Raw genomic sequence first — 25804 nt, 5'->3', positions numbered from 1 at the left:
AGGGCAGTCTAGGACGCTGCGCCGGGAATGCGACAGGTACAGCTGGGAAGAGGATTTTCGCAGGTCGCCAGTAGCGCTTCCGAGCGCCTGCGCCCGGGTGTGCCGCCGGACCGGTACAGTTGTATCGCCGAACTGTTCCTGTCGAGCGCCACCGAGGCTGGCTTAGCATGGCTGACCGCACACGCGAAGGGCTGTCCTCCATGCACGTTTCCTCCGGCCGCTGGCAATTCGGCCTGTTCCTCTCCCTGGTCACCGCCGTGCTCTGGGGCATCCTGCCGATCAAGCTGAAGGAAGTCCTGAAGGTGATGGACCCGGTCACCGTCACCTGGTACCGCCTGGTGGTGGCCGGTGGCGTGCTGTTCGTCTGGCTGGCGCTGCGCGGCCAGCTGCCGCGCTTCCGCCCGCTGGGCCGGCGCGGCGGCAGCCTGGTGCTGCTGGCGGTGCTGGGGCTGACCGGCAACTACGTGTTCTACCTGGTCGGCCTGCGCATGCTCACCCCGGGCACCACCCAGTTGGTGATCCAGATCGCGCCCATCCTGCTGCTGCTCGGCAGCCTGTTCGTCTTCAAGGAGAGCTTCAGCCTCGGCCAGGGGCTGGGCCTGCTGGTGCTGCTGGGCGGCTTCGCGCTGTTCTTCAACCAGCGTCTCGGGGAGCTGTTCGGCTCGCTGGGCGACTACACCCTGGGCGTGCTCATCGTCCTGCTGGCGGCTTTCGTCTGGACCTTCTACGGCCTGGCGCAGAAGCAGTTGCTCACGCAGTGGAACTCGCTGCAGGTGATGATGGTGATCTACCTGGGCTGCGCGCTGCTGCTCAGCCCCTGGGCGCATCCGCAGCAGGCGCTGCTGCTCGATGGCGTGCAGGCCTGGCTGCTGCTGGCCTGCTGCCTGAACACCCTGGTGGCCTACGGCGCCTTCGCCGAGGCCCTGGCGCATTGGGAAGCCTCGCGGGTCAGCGCGACCCTGGCGCTGACGCCCCTGGTGACCATCGCCTCGGTGGCCGTGGCGGCCAGCCTGTGGCCCGGGCACCTGCAGCCGGAAAGCCTCAACGGCCTGGCCTACCTGGGAGCGCTGCTGGTGGTGTCGGGTTCGGCGCTGACCGCGCTGGCGCCGTCGCTGCTGCGTAGCTACCGGGCGCGGCGGGCGAGGGCGGCACTGTCGTCCTGAGCCATCCCTTTAATTTCGCGAATGATAGGCGCGGATGAAGCCGGTGCGGGGACGTTATCGTGAATGCGGGAAGGGCGATCGGCGGGGCCGTGGATCAGGGCACCCTCCTCTCCCTGAAGGGAGAGGGGACCGTTCGGCGTGCGCGGGTGTTTCGGCGTTAGCCGGCAACTGCGGGATCCCCAACTGACTCCATCTCCCTTCTCGGCACGGGCTAGCCCCCTCTCCCTCCGGGAGAGGGCTGGGGTGAGGGGAAAGCCCGAGCGCCGATGTCATTCCCTGTAGGAGTGCGCCCTGCGCGCGAATCGCGGGCAGGGCCCGCTCCTACAAGTGCATGGCTTCATGGAGCGTGTGGGGGAACGGAATCGAGCGAGCAGGCCTGCAGCCCCCTCACCCTAACCCTCTCCCGGAGGGAGAGGGGACCGTTCGGAGTGCGTTGGTGCTTCGGCGTTAGCCGGCTGGCACAGGGATCGCCGGCAGAAGCCAGGCCTTCTCTCGGCACGGGCCAGCCCCCTCTCCCTCCGGGAGAGGGCTGGGGTGAGGGGAAAGCCCGAGCACCGATGTCATTCCCTGTAGGAGTGCGCCCTACGCGCGAATCGCGGGCAGGGCCCGCTTCTACAAGTGCATGGCTTCATGGAGCGTGTGGGGGAACGGAATCGAGCGAGCAGGCCTGCGGCCCCCTCACCCTAACCCTCTCCCGGAGGGAGAGGGGACCGTTCGGAGTGCGTTGGTGTTTCGGCGTTAGCCGGCTTGGGATTGCCGGCTGAAACCAGGCCTCCTCTCGGCACGGACTAGCCCCCTCTCCCTCCGGGAGAGGGCTGGGGTGAGGGGAAAGCCCGCGCGCCGATGTCATTCCCCTGAACGAGCGGACCCCATCCGCGAATCACTCAACGCCCGCGAATCACCCGCCAGGCCAGGGCGCCGAGCACCCCGCCGGCCAGCGGCGCAACCCAGAATGCCCACAGCTGCTGCAGCGCCCAGGGATCGGTGAAGGGCGCTACGCCCAGGCTGCGCGCCGGGTTCACCGAGGTGTTGCTGACCGGGATGCTGACCAGGTGGATCAGCGCCAGGGCCAGGCCGATGGCCAGCGGCGCGAAGCCGGCGGGGGCGTCGCGGTCGGTGGCGCCCATGATGATGAACAGGAAGACCGCGCTCATCAGCACTTCGCACAGCAGCACCGCCTGCAGGCTGTAGCCGCCCGGCGAGTGCTCGGCGTAGCCGTTGGCGGCGAAGCCTTTCAGCGGGTCGAAGCCGGCGGCGCCGCTGGCGATGCAGTAGAGCGCGGCGCCGGCGAGCAGGCCGCCGGCCACCTGGGCCAGCATGTAGGGCAGCAAGTGCTGGGCGGGGAAGCGCCCGCCGACGCACAGCCCCAGGCTCACCGCCGGGTTGAAGTGGCCGCCGGAGATCGGCCCCACGGCGTAGGCCATGGTCACCACGGTCAGGCCGAAGGCCAGCGACACGCCGAGCAGGCCGATGCCGACATTGCCGAATTGCGCGGCCAGCACGGCGCTGCCGCAGCCGCCGAAGACCAGCCAGAACGTGCCGAGCAGTTCGGCTCCCAGTTTGCGGAACATGTTTCCTCCCTAGACAGGCAATACGCCGCCGGAATGGCGGCAAGGGCCGGGATGCTAGGCGAGGAGGGCGGGAGGGGGCTTTAGGGAACGTCTGGAAAAGCCCCGGCTCCCGGAGACGGGATGCTGGGCTGGCCGTCGGCCCGCCCGGTGCTCACACCTGCGTGCCCAACTGCTCGGCGCGCTTGAGCCAGGCCTGGCGCTGTTCCTCGCTGGCGCCGCGCATGGGGCTGAACTCTTCCAGGTGGCGCGTGGCGATGCCGCACGGGCCGAGGATGCAGCGCACCATCTGGCGGTGCGCCGGGGCGCCCTGGCGCAGGCGGTAGCGCCAGTGCGTCTGGTCGTGGGTCACCAGCAGGTCGGCGCTGCGCCCGCCCAGCAGTGGTTCCCACTCGCGGTCCTGCGGGGTGCGGTAGCGGAAGGCGAAGCCGGGCAGGAACACCCGGTCGAAGAAGCCCTGCAGCAGCGCCGGCAGGCCGCCCCACCAGATCGGGTAGACGAACGCCAGGTGCTGGGCCCAGTGCACCTGGCGCTGGGCTTCGAGCAGGTCCGGCTCCAGGTCCTGGCTGCGCTCGTAGCCGCCGCGCAGCACCGGATCGAAGCGCAGTTCGCCGAGCTTGAGGGTGCGCACCACGTGGTCCCGGCTGCGCGCACCGTGCTGGTAGGCGTCGGCCAGGGCGTGGCAGAAGCCGTCGGCCTTGGGCGTGCCGAGGATCACCAGGATGCGCTTGCCGTCGCCCTCCAGGGGCGTGGCGCCGGATTTGCCGGATTCAACCATGCTGCCCGGCCTCCAGCATGTCCTGCGGGCGGACCCATTCGTCGAACTGCTGGTCCGTCAGGTAGCCCAGCTCCAGCGCCGCCTCGCGCAGCGAGGTGCCTTCCTTGTAGGCCTTCTTGGCGATCTCCGCGGCCTTGTCGTAGCCGATGTGGGTGTTCAGTGCGGTGACCAGCATCAGGCCGCGCTCCAGGTGCTCGGCCATGCGCTCGGCGTCCGGCTGCAGGCCGGCGATGCAGTGGCTGTTGAAGTTGCGGCAGCCGTCGGCCAGCAGGCGGATGGATTCCAGCAGGTTGTGGATGATCACCGGCTTGAACACGTTCAACTGCAGGTGGCCCTGGCTTGCGGCGAAGCTGAGGGCGGCGTCGTTGCCCATGACCTGGCAGGCCAGCATCGACAGCGCTTCGCACTGCGTCGGGTTGACCTTGCCGGGCATGATCGAGCTGCCCGGCTCGTTGGCCGGCAGGCGTACCTCGGCGATGCCGGCGCGCGGGCCGGAGCCGAGCAGGCGCAGGTCGTTGGCGATCTTCATCAGCGCCACGGCGAGGGTCTTCAGGGCGCCGGAGAGCGTCACCAGCGGCTCGTGGCCGGCGAGGGCGGCGAACTTGTTCGGCGCCGAGACGAAGGGCAGGCCGGTGAGGCCGGCCAGCTCGGCGGCGATGTCCTCGGCGAAGCCCGCCGGGGCGTTCAGCCCGGTGCCCACCGCGGTGCCGCCCTGGGCCAGCTCGTAGACCGCCGGCAGCGCGGCGCGGATGGCGCGCTCGGCGTAGTCGAGCTGGGCGACGAAGGCCGACAGTTCCTGGCCGAAGGTGATGGGCGTGGCGTCCATCAGGTGGGTGCGCCCGGTCTTCACCAGGTCGGCGTGGCGCGCCGACTGCGCGGCGATGCCGCCGACCAGCTCGGCGATGGCCGGCAGCAGCTCCTGGTGCACGGCCCGGGCGGCGGCCAGGTGCATGGCGGTGGGGAAGCTGTCGTTGGAGCTCTGCGCGCGGTTGACGTGGTCGTTGGGGTGCACCGGCGCCTTGCCGCCGCGGGCGTTGCCGGCCAGCTCGTTGGCGCGGCCGGCGATCACCTCGTTGACGTTCATGTTGCTCTGAGTGCCGCTGCCGGTCTGCCAGACCACCAGCGGGAACTGGTCGTCGTGCTGGCCGGCGAGGATTTCGTCGGCGGCCTGCTCGATCAACTGGCCGATCTCCGCCGGCAACTCGCCCAGGCGCACGTTGATGCGCGCGGCGGCCTTCTTGACCAGCGTCAGGCCGTAGACCACGGCCAGCGGCATGCGCTGCCCGCCGATGGCGAAGTTCTCCAGCGAGCGCTGCGTCTGCGCGCCCCAGTAGGCCTGCTCGTCGACCTCGATAGGCCCCAGGCTGTCGGTTTCGGTCCGTTTCATGAAGGCGTCCTCCCGGAATGATCTGAGGGAGTTTAGGCCTTGTGCCGGCTTTCGGGTTCCGCGCTGCGTCAATGGCGCTTATAGCTTGCCGGCGGGCCTACCAGCGTGCGTGGGTGGCGCCTATCCAGCCCAGGGCGCGCTTGACCGGCACCTGCTCGCCGGCGGCGCTGCGCAGGAAGCCGTCGTAGTGGCCGAACCACTGGCTGGTGTGGGCGTAGAGCAGGCCCAGGCGTGGCGAGGCCTCGTGCAGCTTGAGCGGGGTGAAGGCGAGGTCGACGCGCTGGTCGGCGGTGCTCAGGCGCCAGGGGGCGAGCGGGTCGTTGGGCGCCTGGCGGATGTCCACCTCGCCGCGCAGGCGCTGCAGCTCGCCGCCGAACCACAGGGCGTTTTCCTTGTGTTCGCTGTGGTCGGTCCAGCCCGAGCCGAAGTTGCCGGCGATGCCGCCGGGCGCGGCGAAGGCGGCGCGCGTCCAGAAGCTGCGGAAGGGCCACACGCCGCGGCCGAAGTCCAGCGCAGCGAAGCTCTGCCCGGCCTGGGCCTGGTAGGTTTCCTCGCCCAGTTGCAGGGCGCCGGTGAAGGGCAGGCCCATCTGCCGGCTGCAGGCGTGGAAGTGGTTGCCGCCCATGGGCACCACCAGGTTGACCGAGTCCAGGTGCGCCGGGCGCTGCACGTCCAGCGCCAGGGACAGCGGCAGGCCGCCCAGGTCGCCGGCGTCGGCGTGGATGCGCAGGCGCGCGCCCTGGTCGTCGAAGCCCAGGTTGAGGCGTTCGTGGCGGAAGGCGTGGCTCTGGTTGGGGTGGTCGGGCAGCTCGCAGCACAGGCCCAGCGGGCTGATCTGGGTGCGGGAATAGGCCTTGCCGGTGTTCAGGTCGAGGAAGTAGAGGGCGCCGTAGCCGAGGTAGTCGAGGTCGGCGATGGTCAGCGAGAGCATCCAGCCCGGGCTGATCAGGCACCAGTGGTTCCAGCGCTTGCGCCGGCCGCGCTGGCCGGGCAGGGCGCAATCCAGCAGCGGCCGCGACGACCAGCCGATGGCGCCCGGGTCCAGGTGGCCTCGCGCATCGCACAACATCGGTAGGGCAGGAGGCAGCGTAAGGCGGGCCTGGGAGGTCATCGAACACATCCATGTGACAATCTGACCCAGCATGCCGATTCGCCGCTGGCAGAACAAGGGTAGGCAGCAACTTTCAGTCATTTCTGCCACTGGGCTGGCATAAACGCCGTTGCTCGGCTCCCGCTTGAGGGCTTTCAGAACTTAGGCGCAGAATGGCGGGTCCCAAGGGACACACCAGACAGACTCAAGGACTGCCCATGACCGCCCTTCGCAAGATTTGCACCGCTGCACTCCTCGTTGGTTTCAGCTCCATGGCCCTGGCTGATTCGTCCGCCGAGGCCGAGAAATTCCTCAAGCAGGTCCACGCCGACAAGCTCACGGTGCCGGTCTACGCCCAGGTGCAGCAGATGTTCGCCCAGCACTTCGCCCAGGCGAAGGCGCCGGACAGCAAGAAGGCGGTGCTCGACCGCTACCAGGCCAAGGCCAACGCCGAGCTGGACCGCGCGGTGGGCTGGGAGAAGATCAAGCCGGAGCTGGTCAAGCTCTATTCGGACAACTTCACCGAGTCCGAGCTCAAGCAGCTGAACGACTTCTACGCCTCGCCCCTGGGCCAGAAAGTGCTGCAGAAGATGCCGCGCCTGACCGCGCAGTCCGCCCAGCTGACCCAGGCCAAGCTGCAGACCGCGGTCGACCCGGTGAACAAGCTGCTGGGCGACATGGACAAGGAACTGGGCGTGAAGGCCCCGGCGAAGAAGTGACGGAAACAGCGACATGAGCATGCAGGAACGTATCCAGTCCGCCCTGGCCGGCCTCGAACCGCAGCACCTGCAGGTGCTGGACGAGAGCCACATGCACAGCCGCGGGCAGGAAACGCACTACAAGGCGGTGATCGTCAGCCCGGTGTTCGCCGGGCTGAATTCGGTCAAGCGACACCAGAAGGTCTACGCCACCCTCGGCGAGCTGATGGGCCAGTTCCACGCCCTCGCGCTGCACACCTACACCCCCGAGGAGTGGGCCGGGCAGGGCAGCGCGCCCGACTCGCCGACCTGCCGCGGCGGCAGCAAGCACGACCACTGACGCTGCCCGGTCGTTGCGGTAGAATGCGCCAACGCCGGCAACCGATGCCGGCGTTGTCTTTTCTGACCCGGTCCGCCCTTTACGCGGGCGACCACTGGAGGATGTACCCCATGACCCGCTCCATCGTCGTGGCGGCGCTGTACAAGTTCGTTTCCCTGCCGGACTACGTCGCGCTGCGCGAACCCCTGCTGCAGACCCTGCTGGACAACGGCATCAAGGGCACCCTGCTGCTCGCCGAGGAAGGCATCAACGGCACCGTGTCCGGCACCCGCGAGGGCATCGACGGCTTGCTCGCCTGGCTGCGCCGGGACCCGCGCCTGGCCGACGTCGACCACAAGGAATCCTACTGCGACGAGCAGCCGTTCTACCGCACCAAGGTCAAGCTGAAGAAAGAGATCGTCACCCTGGGCGTGCCCGGCGTCGACCCCAATCGCCGCGTCGGCACCTACGTCGAGCCGCAGGACTGGAACGCGCTGATCAGCGACCCCGAGGTGCTGCTGATCGACACCCGCAACGATTACGAAGTGGCCATCGGCACCTTCGAAGGCGCCGTCGATCCCAGGACCAAGTCGTTCCGCGAGTTCCCCGAATACGTCAAGGCCCACTACGACCCGGCCAAACACAAGAAGGTCGCCATGTTCTGCACCGGCGGCATCCGCTGCGAGAAGGCCTCCAGCTACATGCTCGGCGAGGGATTCGAAGAGGTCTTCCACCTCAAGGGCGGCATCCTCAAGTACCTGGAGGAAGTGCCCGAGGAACAGAGCCTGTGGCGCGGCGACTGCTTCGTGTTCGACAACCGGGTGACCGTGCGCCACGACCTCACCGAGGGCGACTACGACCAGTGCCACGCCTGCCGCAACCCGATCTCTGCCCTGGACCGCGCCAGCGAGCACTACGCCCCGGGCATCAGCTGCCCGCACTGCTGGGACACGCTGAGCGAGAAGACCCGCGCCAGCGCCCGCGAGCGGCAGAAGCAGATCGAACTGGCGAAGCTGCGCAACCAGCCCCACCCCATCGGCCGCGACCCGCGGCAGGCCGTCCTGGAGGACTGATCCTTGGCCAACGCCCGCCTGCTCTACGTGATGGATCCCATGTGCTCCTGGTGCTGGGGTTTCGCCCCGGTGGCCCAGGCGCTGATCGAGCAGGCGGATGCCGCCGGCGTACCGCTGGCGCTGGTCATGGGCGGGCTGCGCACCGGCCATGGCGCGGCGCTGGAGCCGACCACCCGGCGCTACATCCTCGAGCACTGGCAGGCGGTGCAGCAGGCCACCGGCCAGCCGTTCCGTTTCGAGGGCGCGCTGCCCGAAGGCTTCGTCTACGACACCGAGCCGGCCTGCCGCGCGGTGGTCGCCGCCCGGCGCCTGGACGAGGAGGCCGCCTGGGCGCTGGTCAAGGCCATCCAGCAGGCCTTCTACGTCGAGGGACGCGACGTCACCGAGGCCGCGACCCTGGCGCAGCTGGCCGAAAGCGTCGGCCTGCCGCGCATCGAGTTCGCCGAGCTGTTCGACAGCCAGGAAAACCACCTGGCGACCCAGGCCGACTTCTCCTGGGCCCGCGACCTGGGCATCGCCGGCTTCCCCACCCTGTTGGCCGAGCGCAATGGCCAGTTGGCCCTGCTGACCAATGGCTACCAGCCGCTTGAAGAACTGGCGCCGCTGCTGGAACGCTGGCTGGAGCGCGGCCGCCAGGGCTGATTCCTGTTTCGCTGTTGGTGGTGATGGGTATCGCTTCGCTCAACACCATCCTACGTCGGTGTTCCTCCTGTCATGCCGACGCCACTGTCTTGCCGCCCGCGCCGAGGCGCTTTTCGTAGGATGGGTATCGCTTCATGTCAACCCACCCTACGGGCATGGTGTTTGCCGGCGGATGTAGGAGCGAGCTTGCTCGCGAACGGCGCTCCCCGGCGGCCGGCGTGGCCTGATCGCTCGACGTCATCCTGAATCCGCATCGCTGCGCTTCGCGTTCGCGAACGGAATTGCCCGGCAGCGCCGACACGTCCACCACCGACGAAGCGCGCCACTGTCGCCCATCGGCTGACCGGAGGCCCTGGCGCAGGGGTTGGCAGCGGCGCAGGCGACGGCCGGCGGCATATTGTCGGACAATTTTGAGATTTTCCTCGGCCCAGGCCCTGTACCCCCGCCTTGTGGAATGGCTACCATGCGCTAAGAGTAAGGAGGGGCCGTTGCGCTCCAGTCCGGCTACGGCGGGCTGCCGCAGCGGTAAGGACACGAAAGGAATCCGACAATATCCATGGGTGCTACTGGGCAGAGCCGTATTCGCCATGACTCCCGGCTGTGGAAGCTGGTATGGCCGTTCATCGCCGTGGTCCTGCTGCAGGGATTGCTTGGCGTAGGCAGCCTTTACCTGATTTCGGGAGTGCGCGCCTACGTCGGCGGCGAGAGCCTCTGGTCCAAGGGCCAGAAGGACGCCATCCACTACCTGCAGCGCTACGGCGAGACGCGCGACGCCGACGACTACCGGCGCTACCAGGAAGCCATCGCCATCCCCCTCGGCGACCGCCTGCTGCGCACCGCCCTGGACAGCCCGCAGCCGGACTACGAACTGGCGCGCAAAGGCATCCTCGCCGGCGGCAACCATCCCGACGACGTCGGCGCCATCATCACCCTCTACCGCTATTTCCACGACTTCAGCTACTTCAACGAGGCGGTGCGCTACTGGAAGGAGGGCGACCGCTACCTCGACCAGCTCCAGGCCATCGCCGAAGAGATGCACCAGCGCATCCAGACCGGCCAGGTCGGCCCCGGCGACATCAGCTACTGGGACCAGCGCATCCAGGCCATCAACGAAGGCGTGACCCCCGCCTCCATGGCCTTCAGCGCTGCGCTCGCCCAGGGTTCGCGCTCGGTGATGCGCCTGCTGCTGGCGGCCAACGTCGTCAGCGGCCTGGCCCTGATCCTCCTGGCGGCCTGGCGCACGCGCAACCTGCTGCTGGCCCAGCGCGCCTTCCAGAGCGCCCTGGACAGCGAGCGCGAGAAGGCCCAGACGACCCTGGCGGCGATCGGCGACGCGGTCATCACCATCGACGAGAACGCCCACATCGCCTACCTCAACCCGGCCGCCGAACGCATGATCGGCTGGGACAGCGAGATGGCCGTGGGGCTGCCGCTGAAGTCGCTGCTGCGCATGCTCGACGAGACCTCCGAGGAAGAGGACCTGGCCCTGGTCGGGCAGGTCCTGCGCGGCGAGGTGGAGGCCGGCAGCGAGATCAGCAAGCTGCTGCAGCGCCTGGACGGCAGCGGCGTGGTGGTGACCCTGGTGGGCACGCCGATCCGCGTCGGCGGGCGCATCGTCGGCGCGGCGCTGGTGCTGCACGACATGACCCGCGAGCGGCAGTACATGGAAAGCCTGTCCTGGCAGGCCACCCACGATTCCCTGACCGGCCTGAGCAACCGCCGCGAGTTCGAGTACCGCCTGGAGCAGGCGCTGGAGCGCTCGGCGCAGCGCAACGACCGCCACAGCCTGATGTACCTCGACCTGGACCAGTTCAAGCTGGTCAACGACACCTGCGGGCACGCCGCCGGCGACGAGTTGCTGCGCCAGGCCTGCAGCGTCCTCGAAAGCTGCCTGCGCGAGGGCGACACCCTGGCGCGCCTGGGCGGCGACGAGTTCGGCGTGCTGCTGGAGAACTGCCCGCCGGAGGTCGCCGAGCAGATCGCCGAGAACCTCCGCCAGGGCGTCGAGAACCTGCACTTCGTCTGGGACCGGCGGCCCTTCAACATCACCGTCAGCATCGGCGTGGTGCACGTCACGGCCATGCTGGTGTCGGTGGAGGAGGCGCTGCGCTGCGCCGACATGGCCTGCTACCTGGCCAAGGAGAAGGGCCGCAATCGCGCCCAGGTGTTCAGCCCGGACGACAGCGAGCTGTCCATGCGCTTCGGCGAGATGGCCTGGGTCCAGCGCATCCGCCAAGCCCTGGACGAGGACCGCTTCCGCCTGTTCGCCCAGCGCATCCGCGCCGTCGACCCGCAGGCCGAGGAGGGCCTGCACGTCGAGCTGCTGCTGCGTGTGCTGGACGAGAACGGCCGCCTGGTGCCGCCCAACGACTTCATCCCGGCCGCCGAGCGCTACGGCCTGATGCCGCTGATCGACCGCTGGGTGGCCAACCGCGCCTTCGAGATCCTCGCCGAACGCCGCGAGGCCGGCTGCGAGCCGATCGCCACCTGCGCCATCAACCTGTCCGGCGCCACCATCGGCGACGCCAGTTTCATCCAGATGCTCCGCGAACTGCAGCCGGCCTACGGCCTGGCGCCGGAGAACATCTGCTTCGAGGTCACCGAGACCAGCGCCATCGCCAACCTGGTCAGCGCCACCCAGTTCATCCATGAACTCAAGGCCATGGGCTACCGCTTCTCCCTCGACGACTTCTGCGCCGGCATGTCGTCCTTCGTCTACCTCAAGCACCTGCCGGTGGACTACCTGAAGATCGACGGCAGCTTCATCAAGGACATGCTCGACGACCCCATCGACCGCGCCATGGTCCAGGTGATCAACCAGATCGGCCACGTCATGGGCAAGCGCACGGTGGCGGAGTTCGTCGAGTCGGAGGAAATCCTTGAGGTGCTGCGGGAAATCGGTATCGATTATGCCCAGGGTTACGCCGTGGGCCGCCCGCTGCCGTTCAACCGTCACTATTCCGGGCAGGCGGAGCCGGCCCTGGTGGAGCCGGACACCACCTCCGGACGGTGACAGCCGGCGGCCCGTCATCTAGTCTGGCGGTCGATTTCGTCGACGCACAAGGATGGGCCAGCATGAACGAAGCATTTCTCCGCGTCGGGTCGCTGAAGGACCTGACCAGCTACCCGCAGTGGGCACAGGATCTGGTGGCCGCCTGCGAAGGCGCCCGCCGCGCGGTCTCCGGGCACGAGTTCTACCGCCGCCTGCGCGACGGCCAGATTGGCGCCGCGACCATGCGCACCTACCTCATCGGCGGTTGGCCGGTGGTCGAGCAGTTCCCCCTCTATATGTCACAGAACCTGCTGAAGACGCGCTTCGGCCGTTCCCCCGGCGAGGACATGGCGCGGCGCTGGCTGATGCGCAACATCCGCGTCGAACTGAACCACGCCGACCACTGGCTGCGCTGGGCCGAGGCCTATGGCGTGGGCCTGGCGGCGCTGCGTGCGCAGGAGGTGCCCGAGGCGTTGCACGCCCTCGGCCACTGGTGCTGGCACAGCAGCGCCTCGGACGACCTGGCGGTGGCCATGGCGGCCACCAACTACGCGGTGGAGGGCGTGACCGGCGACTGGTCGGCGCTGGTCTGCTCCAGCGACGCCTACGAGCAGACGCTGCCGGCGGAACTGCGCAAGAGCGCGATGAAGTGGCTGCGCCTGCACGCCCATTACGACGACGACCACCCCTGGGAAGCCCTGGAGATCATCTGCACCCTGTGCGGCCAGGAAATCGCCCCCGGGCGCTGGGACGAACTGCGCGCGGCCATCTGCAATAGCTTCCGCTACATGGAACTGTTCCTCGACCACTGCCTGGCCCAGGAACTGGCCGGCACCTCGCGCCGCCCGCAGGTGCGCGTGGCCGGCTGAGACCCCGCCTCGGGGGCGTTTGGCGGGGTAGAGGCAGGCGTAGAGGCAGGCGTAGAGGCAGGCGGATTGCGCCGCCCATGGGAATGGTGCGGGTGGGGCGGCGTAGGATCTCATCCGCGAATCGCGCCGGAGGCTCCGGCTAATCGCGGACAAGGTCCACTCCTACGGGGGAGGAATACCGTGCCCCCGGCAACCTGTAGCGGGCCCTGCCCGCGATTTCGCGCGCAGGGCGCGCTCCTACATGGTTACGGCATGGGTGGGGCAGCGTAGCGGATCTCATCCGCGAATCGCGCCGGAACCCCCGGCTATCGCGGACAAGGTCCGCTCCTTGGGGGAGAATGCCACGCCGCACGGCGACCTGTAGGAGCGGGCCCTGCCCGCGATTCGCGCGCAGGGCGCGCTCCTACATGGTTACGGCATGGGTGGGGCAGCGTAGGAGCGGATCTTATCCGCGAATCGCGCCGATACCCCCGGCTATCGCGGACAAGGTCCGCTCCTTGGGGGAGAGTGCCACGCCTCACGGTGACCTGTAGGAGCGGGCCCTGCCCGCGATTCGCGCGCAGGGCGCGCTCCTACATGGGAATGGTGCGGGTGGGGCAGCGTAGGAGCGGATCTCATCCGCGAATCGCGCCGATACCCCCGGCTATCGCGGACAAGGTCCGCTCCGTTGCAGGCGAGCATGGCTTCTCGTAGGAGCGAGCTTGCTCGCGAACACTCTCCACTGTGGGGCTCCTTCGCAAGCAAGAACATGGCTCTCGGGTTCGACGGCGGATAACCGCGAACGGTTATCCGCCCTACGCCACCATCCACAGCGGTGTAGCGCCGTGCATCTACCCTGGAAACCTGACGAACCGCTGTGTAACGAAGGCTTTACGCGGCCGCCGACGCACTGCGCAACCCGCCATGGCTGTAACGAAAAGCTGCCGCCCGCGACGCTGGCCGGGCGCTTTCCCACAAGGGTCGCGGACTTGTTCGCCGCGACCGCAGCCGCTGATATGGCGCCTGCCCCGCGCCCGGCGGCAATTCGTCGCGGCGCGATGCGCCTTGCATGCCGCGCGGCCACGAACCGCGGGGCCCGATCCGTCACAGATAACAACAAAAGGTGACGCAATGACGCGTGATACCCAGCACGCAGGCCAGTTGCAGCGCGGCCTGAAGAATCGCCACATCCAGCTGATCGCCCTCGGCGGCGCCATCGGCACCGGCCTGTTCCTCGGCTCGGCCGGGGTGCTCAAGTCGGCCGGGCCATCCATGCTGCTCGGCTACGCCATCGCCGGAGTGATCGCCTTCCTGATCATGCGCCAGCTCGGCGAGATGATCGTCGAAGAGCCGGTGGCCGGCTCCTTCAGCCACTTCGCCCACAAATACTGGGGCGGTTTCGCCGGCTTCCTCTCCGGCTGGAACTGCTGGGTGCTGTACATCCTGGTCGGCATGTCCGAACTCACCGCGGTGGGCAAGTACGTGCACTACTGGTGGCCGGACGTGCCCACCTGGGCCAGCGCCGCGGTGTTCTTCGTGCTGGTCAACCTCATCAACCTGGCCAACGTCAAGCTGTTCGGCGAGGCCGAGTTCTGGTTCGCGATGATCAAGGTCAGCGCCGTGGTCGGCATGATCCTGCTCGGCTGCTGGCTGCTGTTCTCCGGCCACGGCGGCGAGCAGGCGAGCGTGAGCAACCTGTGGAGCCATGGTGGCTTCTTCCCCAACGGCGCCAGCGGGCTGGTGATGGCCATGGCCTTCATCATGTTCTCCTTCGGCGGCCTGGAGATGCTCGGCTTCACCGCCGCCGAGGCCGACCAGCCGAAGACGGTGATCCCCAAGGCGATCAACCAGGTGCTCTGGCGCATCCTGATCTTCTACGTCGGCGCCCTGGCCGTGCTGCTCGCGCTGACGCCCTGGGACAGCCTGCTGCAGAGCATCAGCGCGGCCGGCGACGACTACAGCGGCAGCCCCTTCGTGAAAGTGTTCTCGCTGCTGGGCAGCGACACCGCCGCGCACATCCTCAACTTCGTGGTGCTCACCGCGGCGCTGTCGGTCTACAACAGCGGCACCTACTGCAACGGGCGCATGCTGGTCGGCCTGGCCGAGCAGGGCGACGCGCCCCGCGCCCTGGCGAAGGTGGACAAGCGCGGCGTGCCGGTGCGCGCGCTGCTGGTGTCGGCGCTGGTGACCTTCCTCGCCGTGGTGGTCAACTACGTGATCCCGCACCAGGCGCTGGAGCTGCTGATGTCGCTGGTGGTGGCGGCGCTGGTGATCAACTGGGCGATGATCAGCTACGCGCACCTGAAGTTCCGCCAGCGCATGGACCGCGACGGCGTGCGCACCGCCTTCCGCGCCATCTTCTACCCCTACGGCAACTGGCTGTGCCTGGCCTTCGTGGTGTTCATCCTCGGGGTGATGGCGATGATCCCGGGCATCCAGGTCTCGGTGTACGTGATCCCGCTGTGGCTGCTGGTGATGTTCGCCTGCTACCGCCTCAAGCGCTCGCGCGCCGCGCAGCCGGTGCTGGCACTGGCCGAATGAGGGCGAGCCGCGCGCCCGACTTTTCGCCGGGACGCGCGGCGTTGCCGCCGGCGGCGAACCTTGGCTAGAGTGTCCTGGCCATTTTTCGTCAGAGGGACACCCATGAAAAAAGCATTCTGGCTGCTGGCCGCCGCCGTTCCCGTGCTGCTGGCCGCCTGTGGCGGCGAGGAGAAGAAGGCGCCGCCGGTGGACGCGCTGGTCCTGCCCGGCGACGCCAAGCTGGATTCGCGCAGCGTCGACTACAAGTGCGACGACGGCCGCAAGTTCAGCGTCCAGTACCTGAACAAGGGCGACAACCACCTGGCGGTGGTGCCGGTGAGCGACAGCGCCAGCCTGGTGTTCGCCAACGTCATCTCGGCCTCCGGCGCCAAGTACGCCGCCGGCCAGTACATCTGGTGGACCAAGGGCGAGGAAGCCACCCTGTACAAGGACTGGAAGGGCGGCGAGCCCGCCGACGGGGTTTCCTGCAAGGAGCGCTGAGTTCGTCGCGATGAAGAAAGCCCGGCCTGCGCCGGGCTTTTTCATTGGTGAGAGCTGCGCCGAGGTGCTTTCGTAGGATGGGTTGAGCCTGCGAAACCCATGCGGGCATTGGTGATGGGTATCGCTTCGCTCAACCCATCCTACGGGGCTCGCTCCTACGAGAAGCCGTACCCGTACCGAGGCCCGAACCTCAGAAACTGAACTCCAGGTTCACCGTCGGCGTCGAGGTGCGGCTGCCGGTGCCGCCGTCCACGCCGAACTTGTTGTGCCAGTACTCGTAGCCCACGCCGAGCCAGAGGTTCGGCTGGCGCTTGGCGCCGGGCAGGGCCGCCACCATCAGCGAGGTGCGCACCAGCGTCTCGGCGGCGGTGTCCTTGTCGTTGTAGTCCTCGCCCTTCTCGCCGACGTGGTTGAGGAAACCCTGGAACTTGGCCATGCGCTCGCCGAGCTGGAAGGGCTTCAGCCAGGTCAGGTTGAGCATGTAGGTGCCGTCGAAGCTGTGGTCCGGATGTTTTGCGCCGGGCACGCCGAAGTGGTTCTTCTCGCGGTAGTACAGCAGGCTCAGATCGAGCACGCCGGCGCCGTTGAACTTCACCGTGGGGCCTATCACCAGGGCGCGCTTCTTCGCCGAGGCCAGGTTGTTGTTGCGGCTGGCGTCGAAGCCGAAGGTCAGCGCGTGATCCTTCACCAGGCCCTTGCCCAGCGGCACGTCGAACACCCGCGAGGCATACAACTGGTGGCGGTACACCGCGTAGACCTCGCTGCCGCCGTGGTCGGTGCCCTTGCGCGGGTCGCGGCTGTCGGAGAGGAACACGTCCAGGTGGAAGAAGTTGCTGCCGTAGCGATAGCCGTCGGCGTGGCTGAAGCTGTAGATGCGCTTGGCGAACTTGTCCGGGTTGTTCGGGTTGGTGAACTGCTGGCCGTAGCGAAAGCCCAGCGTGTTGCTGGTCCACTCGAAGAAGCGGTCGTCGTCGGCAAAGGCCGCGTCCAGGGGGAGGCCGGCCAATAGGGCGGCGCTCAGGGCGATACGGCTACCGGTGCTCAGGCGGCGGGACGTATGCGGGTGTTGGCGGACGGCGCTGGGCGCCGGCACGGAGGATACCGGGCGGAACATGCTGCACCTCGATCTTGTTGTTGTTATGGGGCCGGTTGCCGCGTGACTGCCCGCGGCCGGACAGGGACGGTTCTAAAGGTCTGTTGGATTCATTGCAAGAGATTTTTGTATACATAAGTGTATTCAAAAATTGATCCGCGAGTCAGGAATCGGCCTTGCGCCGCGCCGTGCTGCGTTCTGTGCCTGCTGGCGATTGCGCGTTATGCTGTGCTTTCCCTCCGTCCGAATTCCCCGCCATGCTCGTCATCTCCAACGCCGTGCAGATCCCCGACGCCGAAATCGAGCTGAGCGCCATCCGCGCCCAGGGCGCCGGCGGGCAGAACGTCAACAAGGTGTCCAGCGCGGTGCACCTGCGCTTCGACATCCGCGCCTCGTCGCTGCCGGATTTCTACAAGGAGCGCCTGCTGGCGCTGAGCGACCAGCGCATCAGCGGCGACGGCGTGGTGGTGATCAAGGCCCAGCAGTACCGCACCCAGGAACAGAACCGCGAGGATGCGCTGGAGCGCCTGGCCGAGCTGATCCGCTCGGTGGCCACGGTGCAGAAGAAGCGCAAGCCGACGCGGCCGACCCTCGGCTCCAAGACCCGCCGCCTGGAGGGCAAGAGCAAGCGCGGGGCGATCAAGGCCGGGCGCGGCAAGGTGGATTACTGAAAGGGGCTGCCGGCTCTGCGCAGGAGGGGACGAGCGAAGCGACTCCCATCGATGGGTATCGCTGCGCTCAACGCCATCCTACGGAGCCTGGGATATCTGGCGTGAACCTTCCACCGCGGCGGCCCAGGCCTGCAGGGCATCGCGGGCGGCGAGGGCGATCTGCTCGTCGCTGCGTCCGGCGAACTGGCGTTCCACGGCGTCGGCGGCGATAAGCCCGGCCACCGTCGGCACGCCCACGGCGTCGGTGAGGTCCAGCCATTCGCCCCAACTGGCCGGGCTGTCGTACCAGCGCAGGTAGCCCGAGGGCGAGCGCGGCCACCAGCGCCGCTCGAACTGCAGCACCACCTTCTCCAGGCGGCCCATGCCCAGGTGGGCCAGGGCATCCTGCTGCGCCGCCGGCAGCGCCGGGGTGAAGCGCAGCGTCTTGAGCACGCCCAGCGGCACGCTGCAGATGCAGAAGTCGCCGCGCTCGTCGTTCACCCGCACCTGCTCGCCCGACCAGTCGATGTGCGTCACCAGTTGGCCCAGGCGGATGTCCAGACCTTGCGCCAAGTGCGCGATCAACTGGCCGTAGCCGCCGGGGAGGAAACGGTCGCCGTTGCCGACGCCTTCCTCGTCCAGGGCGTCCACCGAGAGCTGCGCCAGCGGCAGGCAGGCTTCGAGGACGAGGTTGGCGTCGATGGCGAAACCTGTGGCGCGGGCCTGCGCGGCGTCCAGGTCGGCCAGGTAGCGCTCGACCGCCTCAGCCAGCGGCAGTCGCCGGTCCAGCCCGTTGCGCAGGGCCTGCCAGGCCGCGTCTATGTCCGGCAGCGGGCCGTCGCTGGCGGCGGCCAGCGGTTGGGCGAAGTCGGTTTCCGCCAGCGCCAGGTCCAGCGCCAGCGCCTCGCGGGCCAGGGCGTTGTCGGCGAACTGCTGCAGCCAGGCGGCGCCGACGTCTACGCTGGCATCACCCAGGCGGATGCTGTGGGTGCGCCCGCCGATGCGCTCGCGGGCCTCCAGCACCACACAGTCGACGCCTTGCTCGCGCAGGCGCCGCGCGGCGGCCAGGCCGGCGCATCCGGCGCCGATGACGATCACCCGGCGGGCGCCCGCGCGCAGGGCCAGCTCGGCGGCGCGCAGGCCGTCGTCCCAGGCGCCGTGGGTCATGGCCGGCGCCCGCGGGTTGCAGGCTTCGCCGGCGAGCACCAGGCGGCCGTCCAGGCAGGCGCCGAGGGCGGCGCGGTGTGCGGGCCTGCCGCCGGGCAGCAGTGCGCTGTAGGCGCCGAGGCTGAAGGGGTCGTCGCTCCAGTGGGTGACGTGCCAGGCGGTGGGGCGGTGCATGGGGGCTGTTCTTGGCCGAGTCGAAGGGCTTCCGATCTTGGACGCCCCCGGCCGCGCGCACAAGGCGCCGCGCTTCAGGCGTGGCTCAGGCGGATCACCAGGCGGGCGATGGACACGCCGCTGAACAGCACCACGAACAGCCGCAGGGTCTGCATGGCCAGCACCAGGCCGACGTCGGAATGGGTGTCCACCGCGATGATCGCCATGGCGTCCAGGCCGCCGGGACTGGTGGCCAGGTAGAGGGACAGGAAGTCCATGCCGGTGACGGCCGCCAGGGCCCAGGCGAAGAGCGCGCAGCTGAGGATCAGGCCGAGGGCGCTGACCAGCATGGCCGGCAGGTGGCGGCCGACGTAGGCCAGGCTGGCGCGGTCGAAGCGCAGGCCGATGTAGCAGCCGATCACCCCGTAGGCCAGCACCAGCAGCCAGTGCGGCAGGGCGATCTGCAGCAGCCCGCCCAGTTGCAGCGCCGCGCCGGCCACCAGCGGCACCAGCAGCGGGCCGGCCGGCAGGCGCGCGCCCAGGCTGACGCCGACGAAGATCAGCAGCAGGCAGTTGACCAGGTCGGGCAGGTGGCCGGCGTCGTTCAGCGGCGTGCTGTGGGCCGCCGAGCCGCCGCCTTCCAGGCCCAGCAGGCGGCCGACCAGGGCGCCGGCCATGACCACGCAGACCACCCGCACGTACTGCATGGTCGCCACCACCCGCGGATCGGCGCCGTGGGACTCGGCCATCGCCACCATGGCCGCCGCGCCGCCGGGCGCCGTGCCCCAGGCGGCGGTGCTGCCGGGGATGCCGCCGAAGCGCACCATGGCGTAGCTGACCAGGGCGCTGAGCAGCAGGGTGAGCAGGGTGGCGCAGAGCATCAGCGGCCAGGATGCGGCCATGGCCTGCAGCACCGACCAGTTGATGGCGTGGGCCACCAGCAGGCCGATGCAGCCCTGGCTGAGGCGGAAGGCCTGGCGCGGCAGGCGGATGCCGGCGCCGCCGACGCCGAAGGTGATGGCCACCAGCATGGGGCCGAGGAACAGCGCGGCGGGGATGCCCAGCCAGGCGAGCAACTGCCCGGCGCCGCCGGCCGCCAGGATCAGGGCCGGCCACTGCAGGCTGGCGGGGATACGGCTGAGGCTCTGGGCTGGAGGGCTGGACACGCGAAGGCTCCCGACTGCGGACAACGGGGAAAATTATCGATAGCGCAATCCATCAAGTCCATTTTCTAATAGTCATGAATTCATTCCTGAAATCTATCGGTGGCCGCCATGGACCTGCGCGATCTTGCCTATTTCGAAACCATCGCCGAGCTCGGCCACCTGGGCCGCGCGGCGGACCGCCTGGGGCGCAGCCAGCCGGCGCTGACCAAGAGCATCCAGCGCCTGGAGCAGTCCCTGGGCACCAGCCTGTTCCAGCGCGAGGGCCGGCGCATCCGCCTGACCCCGGCCGGCGAGCTGATGCTGCAGCGCGCCCGCCAGCTGCGCCAGGACATCGAGGAGACGCGCCGCGAGGTGCGCGACTTCGCCAGCGGCCTGGTGGGCAACATCCGCCTGGGCTGCGCCGCGACCATGGCCGAGTACCTGCTGCCGCCGCTGGTGGAGGAACTGTTGCGGCGCGCCCCGGAGGTGACCATCAGCCTGTCCCTGGGCCAGGACGACGTATTGCGCGAGGCCCTGCGCGGCGGGCGCCTGGACATGGCGATCTGCTCGCGCATCCTCGACGACGCGCATCTGGTCAGCGAGCCGCTGCTGCAGGACCAGGTGGTAGTGGTGGCCAGCCGCGAGCACCCGCTGTTCGACGGCCCGGTGGCCATCGCCGACCTGTGCCGCTACCGCTGGGTGCTGCCGGCGCCCAGCGTGTCGTCGCGGCGCTGGATGGACGCCACCTTCCAGGCCCACGGCCTGCCGCCGCCGCGGGTGCAGATCGAGACCAACGCCATTCCCATGCTGCCCAACCTGATCGCCCGCACCCGGCTGCTCAGCTTCGTCGCCCGTGAAACGCTGGACGGCGGGCTGCATGGGATGAGCCAACTGCGCGAGGTGAGGCTGGCGGAAACCACCTTGACGCGGACCATGGGCCTGGCGGTGCGGGAGGGGGCCTATCTGTCGCCGGCGGCGCAGTTGTTGCGGGGGATGTTGCGGGAGCATGCGCAGAGGTTTGCGGGGGAGTGAGCTGGGCTTTTCGTAGGAGCGAGCTTGCTCGCGAACAAGCTCCCCGGTGACTCCGCTGCCGGGCTCACCTCTGTTCCCTCTCCCTAACCCTCTCCCTGAAGGGAGAGGGGACCGTTCGGAGTACGTGGGTATTCCTGAGTCAGCCGGCAACTCCGAAGGTTTTCGGCTGAAACCATTCCTACTCTCGGCACGGACAAGCCCCCTCTCCCTTCAGGGCGGGGCGCGCAGCCGAGGGCTGGGGAGAGGGAGCGGAGTCAATCTGAAACACAGTTGCCGCCGGTAAACGCTGTTCGCGAGCAAGCTCGCTCCTACGAAAAGCAGAAAAGCAGCAAAGCAGCAAAGCAGAAAAGCAGCGCCTCTCACCGACTCGGCACTTCCCCCACCACCGTAGTCCGATACATCTCACGCCGCATCCCGTGGTAGTCCGACACCGGGTAGTGCCAGGTGCTGCGGTTGTCCCAGATCGCCAGGGTGCCCTGGCTCCAGCGCATGCGGCAGGTGAAGGCCGGCTGGGTGGCGATGCCGTAGAGGTAGTCCAGCAGCGGCTGCGCTTCGGCCGGGCGCATGCCATTGATGCCGCTGGTGTAGGCCGGGTTGACGAAGAGTATTTTCTTGCCGGTTTCCGGGTGGCGCGTCACCAGCGGGTGCGAGCGGGTCTCGCCGTCGGCGTTGCCGTAGCGCACCGCCATATTCTCCATCAGCTCGTTGTGCTTGGCCTCGGCGCCGTAGGCGCGTTCCGGGCTGTGGATGGCGTCCAGGCTCTCCAGTTGTGCGCGCAGCTTGGGCGACAGCCATTCGTAGGCCAGCGCCAGGTTGGCGTAGAGGGTGTCGCCGCCGAACGGCGGGATGTCGTGGCCGTAGAGCAGGGTGAAGGCCGGCGGGCGCTCCTGGAACGACCAGTCGCTGTGCCAGGCGCCGCCGAACACCACCGGCGTCTTCTCGTCGGCTTCCTTGACCACCCGCACCACGTGGGGATGGTCGGGCAGGCCCTGCACGTAGGGCTCGCGGCCGAATTCGCCGAGGCGCAGGGTGACCGCCTCCAGGTCCTCGACGCCCAGCGACTGCCCGCGGATGAACAGCACCTTGTGCGCCAGCAGCGCCTGGCGCAGCTCGGCGAAGCCTTCCTCGCCGAGGCTGCGCAGGTCGACGCCGCAGACGTCCGCGCCTATGGCGCCGGTGGCCGGGACGATCTGGAAGTGACGGTAGCTGGCGGCGCGGTTCTGGCTCGGCAAGGCGTAGAAGAACTCGAACATGGGGTGCCCTCTTGTTGGTGTTGTCGGCCTGTTGAGGATGGTCGCCGCGGCGTACTTGCGCCATGATGATCGGCGCCAGAAATTGATGATTCCCGCCACTTGCAGGAGGCCCCATGGACTGGCGACAGACCCGTGACATCACCGGCGTGCGCCACCTGCTCGACTGCGCCCGCAGCGAGGGCCTGGCCGCGGAGGCCTGCCTGGTGGGCAGCGCCATCGAGCCGCGCGAACTCAGCGGGCGCCACGCGCAGATCCAGGCCTGGCAGGAGCTGGCGGTGATCCGCAACCTGCTGCAACAGGGCGCCCGCCCCGGCCTGGGCTTCGCCGCCGGGCGCCGCTACCACCTCACTTCGCTGGGGCTGCTGGGCTTCACCATGCTCGCCTGCCGCAGCCTGCGGGAAGCCTTCGAGACCTTCGGCCGCTACCAGAGCCTGGCCCTGACGCTGTGCCCGGTGAGCCGCGAGGCCGAGCCGCGCGGGCACTGGATGATCTTCGACGACCAGGTGCTGCCGCCGGACGCCCGCGCCTTCGTGGTCGAGCGCGGCATTGCCGGTTGCCTGCAACTGGCCGGCGAACTGCTGCAGCGCCCGGTGCAGCCGCTGGCGCTGGAGCTGCGCGCCGAGGCGCCGGCCGACCTCGACGCCTACGCCCGCGCCTGGCCGTACCCGGTGCGCTTCGGCGCCCCGCGCAACGCCCTGCTGTTCGCCCGCGCCGACCTGGAGGCCAGCCTGCCGCAGGCCAACCCGGACAGCCGCAGCAGCGGCGAGCAACTGTGCGAGAAGCTCTGCGAGGAGCTGGCGCTGCCCCTGGCCGCCACGCCCACCGCGCGGGCGGTGCAGCGCCTGCTGGTGCGCGATGCCGCGAGTCTGCCGGGCTGCCGTGAGGTGGCGCAGCGCCTGGGGCTTTCCGAACGCACCCTGCAGCGCCGCCTGGCCGCCGAAGGGCAGCGCTTCCAGCCGTTGAGCGACGGCATCCGCCTGCGCCTGGCCGAGCGCCTGCTGCTGGAGTCGCGCATGGACCTGAACGGCGTCGCCCAGTGCCTGGGTTATGCCGAGGCGGCCAGCTTCTGCCGGGCCTTCCAACGCTGGACCGGGACCACCCCGGGGCGCTGGAAGCGCCAGGCCGGGCCGCTGTCGCCGCGCTGAACCCGGGCAAAAAAAGACCGGCCAGCGGCCGGTCGAGCGAGGGTGGAAATAGTTTTCAGGCGCAGACCGCGGCGATGGCCCTGGCCAGGTCGTCCAGGCGGCTGGCGTCCAGCCCGGCGACGTTGGCGCGGCCGCTGCCGACCAGGTACACGCTGTGTTCCTCGCGCAGGCGGCGCACCTGTTCCGGGCTCAGGCCGGTGTAGGAGAACATGCCGCGCTGGATGGCGATGTGCGCGAAGCGCTCGGCCAGGCCGTGGGGCTGCAGCGCCTCGACCAGGCCCAGGCGCAGCCCGGCTATGCGCGTGCGCATGGCGGTGACTTCCTCCAGCCAGACCTGCTTGAGGTCGCGGTCGCCGAGGATGGTCGCCACCACCTCGGCGCCATGGGCCGGCGGCGTGGACCAGAGGTTGCGCGCCAGGCTGGCCAGCTGGCTGCGCACGTTGCCCAGTTGCTCGGCATTGGCGGCGCAGACGATCAGCGCGCCGACGCGGTCGCGGTAGAGGCCGAAGTTCTTCGAGCAGGAGCTGGTCACCAGCAGCTCCGGCAGGCTCTCGGCGAACAGCCGCACGGCGCGGGCATCCTCCTCCAGGCCGTCGCCGAAGCCCTGGTAGGCGAAGTCGATCAGCGGCAGCAGCTCGCGGCGGCGCACCACTTCCAGCACCTTCTGCCAGTCGTTGTAGGCCAGGTCGAAGCCGCTGGGGTTGTGGCAGCAGGCGTGCAGCAGCACCACGTCGCCGTGGGGCACCTTTTCCAGGGTGGCGAGCATGCCTTCCACGTCGAGGTGGTTGTCGGCGCCGACGTAGGGGTAGTGGTGCACCTTCAGGCCGGCGGCGGCGAACAGCGTCTCGTGGATCGGCCAGGTCGGATCGCTGACCCAGATGCCGCGGCCGGGCAGGCAGCGGGCGATGAAGTCCGCGGCCAGGCGCAGGGCGCCGGTGCCGCCGGGCGTCTGGCTGGCGTCGGCGCGCTGGCTGGCCAGCAGCGGCGAGTCGCTGCCCAGCACCAGTTCGCACAGGCGCGCGGCGAACAGCGCGTCGCCGTGGCCGCCGACGTAGCTCTTGGTGGTCTCGTGCTCCACCAGGCGCTGCTCGGCCAGCTTCACTGCGCGGGGGATCGGCGTCAGGCCCTGGGCGTCCTTGTAGACGCCCACGCCCAGGTCCAGCTTGGCCGGGTTGGGGTCGGCGCGGTAGGCGTCGAGCAGTCCCAGGATGGGGTCGCCCGGCACGCGCGGGATGGGGGCGAAGTGGTTCATTTGCGGCCTTCGGCGACCTTGGCCAGCTCGTCGGTGCGCGCGGCCATGATGAAGTCGTTGCGGTGCAGGCCCTTGAGCTCGTGGCTCCACCAGGTGACGGTGACCTTGCCCCACTGGGTGAGCAGGTCCGGGTGGTGGCCTTCCTCCTCGGCGATGGCGCCTACGGCGTTGGTGAAGGCCAGGGCGTGGCGGAAGTTCTTGAACAGGTACACGCGCTCCAGCTCCATGTGGCCGTCGCGGACCTCGATGTTCCAGTCCGGAATCTGCTTGATCAGGGTCGCCAGTTCTTCGTCGGAGACGTGGGGCGCGTCGGCGCGGCAGGCTTCGCAATGGGCTTGGTTGAGGGCGGTCATGGGGTTCTCCTTGTAGGGGGCGTCACGCAAGATATTGATCTTAGGACTGTAGAGGCGAGCTTGCTTGCGAACCGCATGGCACTGCGTTTGTTCGCGAGCAAGCTCGCTCCTACGAAAAGATGTCGGGCAGGCCTCGGGGTTCAGGCTGCCTGCTTCGGCGGGAACTTGGGCGCGTGCAGGCCCAGCTGCATGGCCTGGCGGACCAGCGCCATGATGTCCTGGTGGGCCAGCTCGAACAGGCGCTTGAGCTCCGGCAGCACGAAGTACAGCGGCTGCAGGATGTCGATGCGGTAGGGTGTGCGCATGGCTTCCACGGGGTCGAAGGCCTGGTGCTCGGGCTCGCCGGAGAGGCTGTAGACGGTCTCCTTCGGCGAGGAGAGGATGCCGCCGCCGTAGATGCGCCGGCCCTGCGGGGTGTCGAGCAGGCCGAACTCGATGGTCATCCAGTACAGCCGCGCCAGGTACACGCGTTCTTCCTTGCTGGCGGCCAGGCCGAGCTTGCCGTAGGTGTGGGTGAATTCGGCGAACCAGGGGTTGGTCAGCAGCGGGCAGTGGCCGAAGATTTCGTGGAAGATGTCCGGCTCCTGCAGGTAGTCCAGCTCCTCCGGTGTGCGGATGAAGGTGGCCACCGGGAACTGCTGGCTGGCCAGCAATTCGAAGAAGGTCTGGAACGGGATCAGCGCCGGGACGCGGGCCACGCGCCAGCCGGTGGCGGCCTGCAGCACCTTGTTGATCTCGCCCAGTTGCGGGATGCGCTCGTGGGGCAGGGCGAGCTGCTCGATGCCGTCCAGGTATTCCTGGCAGGCGCGGCCTTCGATCACCTTGAGCTGGCGGGTGATCAGGGTGTTCCAGACCTGGTGCTCGGTTTCGGGGTAGTGGATGAAACCGTCTTCGTCAGGTTGGCGGGCCACGTACTGCGTTGTCTTCATGGGTCCTCCGGCTTCGAGGCCTTTGTTGTTTTGATGCCTCATCAATAGCCGCG

23 protein-coding genes are annotated in these 25804 nt (G+C 68.8%); 12 read left to right on the top strand and 11 right to left on the bottom strand.

Annotated features, from left to right (window positions below):
- The first annotated feature begins 200 nt into the window (after positions 1–200).
- On the top strand, positions 201–1163 hold the full coding sequence (locus PcP3B5_RS21430) for a DMT family transporter (RefSeq protein ID WP_061563321.1): 963 nt from the start codon (positions 201–203) through the stop codon (positions 1161–1163).
- An 884-nt stretch (positions 1164–2047) separates the two neighbouring features.
- On the opposite strand, the gene aqpZ is transcribed toward PcP3B5_RS21430, so the two are convergent.
- The 4 genes from aqpZ to PcP3B5_RS21410 all read right to left on the bottom strand — a co-directional run bounded on the left by aqpZ (position 2048) and on the right by PcP3B5_RS21410 (position 6007).
- The gene (gene aqpZ / locus PcP3B5_RS21425; protein ID WP_061562349.1) at positions 2048–2734 is read right to left on the bottom strand and encodes an aquaporin Z; all 687 of its coding nucleotides are present in this window, start codon (positions 2732–2734) and stop codon (positions 2048–2050) included.
- A 151-nt stretch (positions 2735–2885) separates the two neighbouring features.
- The gene (locus PcP3B5_RS21420) at positions 2886–3509 is read right to left on the bottom strand and encodes an NAD(P)H-dependent oxidoreductase (RefSeq protein ID WP_009621568.1); all 624 of its coding nucleotides are present in this window, start codon (positions 3507–3509) and stop codon (positions 2886–2888) included.
- Positions 3502–4896 carry a class II fumarate hydratase gene (locus PcP3B5_RS21415; protein ID WP_061562348.1) on the bottom strand — a complete coding sequence of 465 codons (1395 nt, stop codon included), beginning with the start codon at positions 4894–4896 and terminating at the stop codon, positions 3502–3504. The genes PcP3B5_RS21420 and PcP3B5_RS21415 overlap by 8 nt, the downstream gene beginning before the upstream one ends.
- 97 nt (positions 4897–4993) lie before the next feature.
- Positions 4994–6007, bottom strand: coding sequence for a DUF2804 domain-containing protein (locus tag PcP3B5_RS21410; protein ID WP_082816388.1), 1014 nt, complete (start codon positions 6005–6007; stop codon positions 4994–4996).
- A 152-nt stretch (positions 6008–6159) separates the two neighbouring features.
- Here PcP3B5_RS21410 and PcP3B5_RS21405 point away from each other — a divergent pair, with 152 nt between their 5' ends.
- The 8 genes from PcP3B5_RS21405 (at position 6160) to PcP3B5_RS21370 (ending at position 15579) form a co-directional block, all read left to right on the top strand.
- Entirely contained in the window at positions 6160–6705 is a 546-nt protein-coding gene (locus PcP3B5_RS21405; protein ID WP_145923935.1) for a DUF2059 domain-containing protein, read from the top strand.
- A gap of 13 nt (positions 6706–6718) precedes the next feature.
- A complete protein-coding gene (locus tag PcP3B5_RS21400) occupies positions 6719–7024 on the top strand; it encodes a BolA family protein (protein ID WP_061562345.1) in 306 nt (101 codons plus the stop codon).
- A 110-nt stretch (positions 7025–7134) separates the two neighbouring features.
- Positions 7135–8076 carry an oxygen-dependent tRNA uridine(34) hydroxylase TrhO gene (gene trhO, locus PcP3B5_RS21395; RefSeq protein WP_061562344.1) on the top strand — a complete coding sequence of 314 codons (942 nt, stop codon included), beginning with the start codon at positions 7135–7137 and terminating at the stop codon, positions 8074–8076.
- A gap of 39 nt (positions 8077–8115) precedes the next feature.
- Positions 8116–8718, top strand: coding sequence for a DsbA family protein (locus tag PcP3B5_RS21390; protein WP_162493542.1), 603 nt, complete (start codon positions 8116–8118; stop codon positions 8716–8718).
- 556 nt (positions 8719–9274) lie between these two features.
- The gene (locus PcP3B5_RS21385; protein ID WP_061562343.1) at positions 9275–11731 is read left to right on the top strand and encodes an EAL domain-containing protein; all 2457 of its coding nucleotides are present in this window, start codon (positions 9275–9277) and stop codon (positions 11729–11731) included.
- A gap of 62 nt (positions 11732–11793) precedes the next feature.
- A complete protein-coding gene (locus PcP3B5_RS21380; protein ID WP_061562342.1) occupies positions 11794–12579 on the top strand; it encodes an iron-containing redox enzyme family protein in 786 nt (261 codons plus the stop codon).
- Between the two features lie 1110 nt (positions 12580–13689).
- A complete protein-coding gene (locus tag PcP3B5_RS21375; protein WP_061562341.1) occupies positions 13690–15099 on the top strand; it encodes an amino acid permease in 1410 nt (469 codons plus the stop codon).
- Between the two features lie 102 nt (positions 15100–15201).
- Entirely contained in the window at positions 15202–15579 is a 378-nt protein-coding gene (locus PcP3B5_RS21370) for an MliC family protein (protein ID WP_043312837.1), read from the top strand.
- A 190-nt stretch (positions 15580–15769) separates the two neighbouring features.
- Here PcP3B5_RS21370 and PcP3B5_RS21365 read toward each other — a convergent pair whose 3' ends face one another.
- Positions 15770–16693: a hypothetical protein gene (locus PcP3B5_RS21365; protein WP_043270853.1), complete on the bottom strand. Its 924-nt coding sequence runs from the start codon at positions 16691–16693 to the stop codon at positions 15770–15772.
- A 236-nt stretch (positions 16694–16929) separates the two neighbouring features.
- On the opposite strand from PcP3B5_RS21365, the gene arfB reads away from it, so the two are divergent.
- Positions 16930–17343: an alternative ribosome rescue aminoacyl-tRNA hydrolase ArfB gene (arfB, locus tag PcP3B5_RS21360; RefSeq protein WP_061562340.1), complete on the top strand. Its 414-nt coding sequence runs from the start codon at positions 16930–16932 to the stop codon at positions 17341–17343.
- A 78-nt stretch (positions 17344–17421) separates the two neighbouring features.
- Here arfB and PcP3B5_RS21355 read toward each other — a convergent pair whose 3' ends face one another.
- Positions 17422–18663 (bottom strand): flavin monoamine oxidase family protein, encoded by a 1242-nt coding sequence (locus PcP3B5_RS21355; protein ID WP_061562339.1) that lies wholly within the window; start codon positions 18661–18663, stop codon positions 17422–17424.
- Positions 18664–18737: 74 nt separating this feature from the next.
- Entirely contained in the window at positions 18738–19808 is a 1071-nt protein-coding gene (locus tag PcP3B5_RS21350; RefSeq protein ID WP_061562338.1) for an AbrB family transcriptional regulator, read from the bottom strand.
- A 108-nt stretch (positions 19809–19916) separates the two neighbouring features.
- Between PcP3B5_RS21350 and PcP3B5_RS21345 the strand changes: the two genes are divergently transcribed.
- Positions 19917–20819 (top strand): LysR family transcriptional regulator, encoded by a 903-nt coding sequence (locus PcP3B5_RS21345; RefSeq protein WP_061563318.1) that lies wholly within the window; start codon positions 19917–19919, stop codon positions 20817–20819.
- 359 nt (positions 20820–21178) lie between these two features.
- Here PcP3B5_RS21345 and PcP3B5_RS21340 read toward each other — a convergent pair whose 3' ends face one another.
- Positions 21179–22072, bottom strand: coding sequence for a TauD/TfdA dioxygenase family protein (locus PcP3B5_RS21340; RefSeq protein ID WP_061562337.1), 894 nt, complete (start codon positions 22070–22072; stop codon positions 21179–21181).
- Positions 22073–22185: 113 nt separating this feature from the next.
- Between PcP3B5_RS21340 and PcP3B5_RS21335 the strand changes: the two genes are divergently transcribed.
- Positions 22186–23217, top strand: coding sequence for an AraC family transcriptional regulator (locus tag PcP3B5_RS21335; protein WP_061562336.1), 1032 nt, complete (start codon positions 22186–22188; stop codon positions 23215–23217).
- A gap of 55 nt (positions 23218–23272) precedes the next feature.
- Here PcP3B5_RS21335 and PcP3B5_RS21330 read toward each other — a convergent pair whose 3' ends face one another.
- The 3 genes from PcP3B5_RS21330 to phhA form a co-directional block, all read right to left on the bottom strand.
- A complete protein-coding gene (locus PcP3B5_RS21330; RefSeq protein WP_061562335.1) occupies positions 23273–24469 on the bottom strand; it encodes an amino acid aminotransferase in 1197 nt (398 codons plus the stop codon).
- Complete coding sequence (locus PcP3B5_RS21325; RefSeq protein ID WP_009621600.1) at positions 24466–24822, bottom strand: 4a-hydroxytetrahydrobiopterin dehydratase; 357 nt, start codon at positions 24820–24822, stop codon at positions 24466–24468. Before PcP3B5_RS21325 ends, PcP3B5_RS21330 begins: the two co-directional genes overlap by 4 nt.
- A gap of 140 nt (positions 24823–24962) precedes the next feature.
- Positions 24963–25751, bottom strand: a complete 789-nt coding sequence (phhA, locus tag PcP3B5_RS21320; RefSeq protein WP_043270840.1) for a phenylalanine 4-monooxygenase — start codon at positions 25749–25751, stop codon at positions 24963–24965.
- Between the last annotated feature and the right edge of the window lie 53 nt (positions 25752–25804).

Origin of the sequence: Pseudomonas citronellolis (assembly GCF_001586155.1) — a bacterium.
Lineage (GTDB): Bacteria > Pseudomonadota > Gammaproteobacteria > Pseudomonadales > Pseudomonadaceae > Pseudomonas > Pseudomonas citronellolis.
This window is presented reverse-complemented; position numbering and strand designations above follow the sequence as displayed.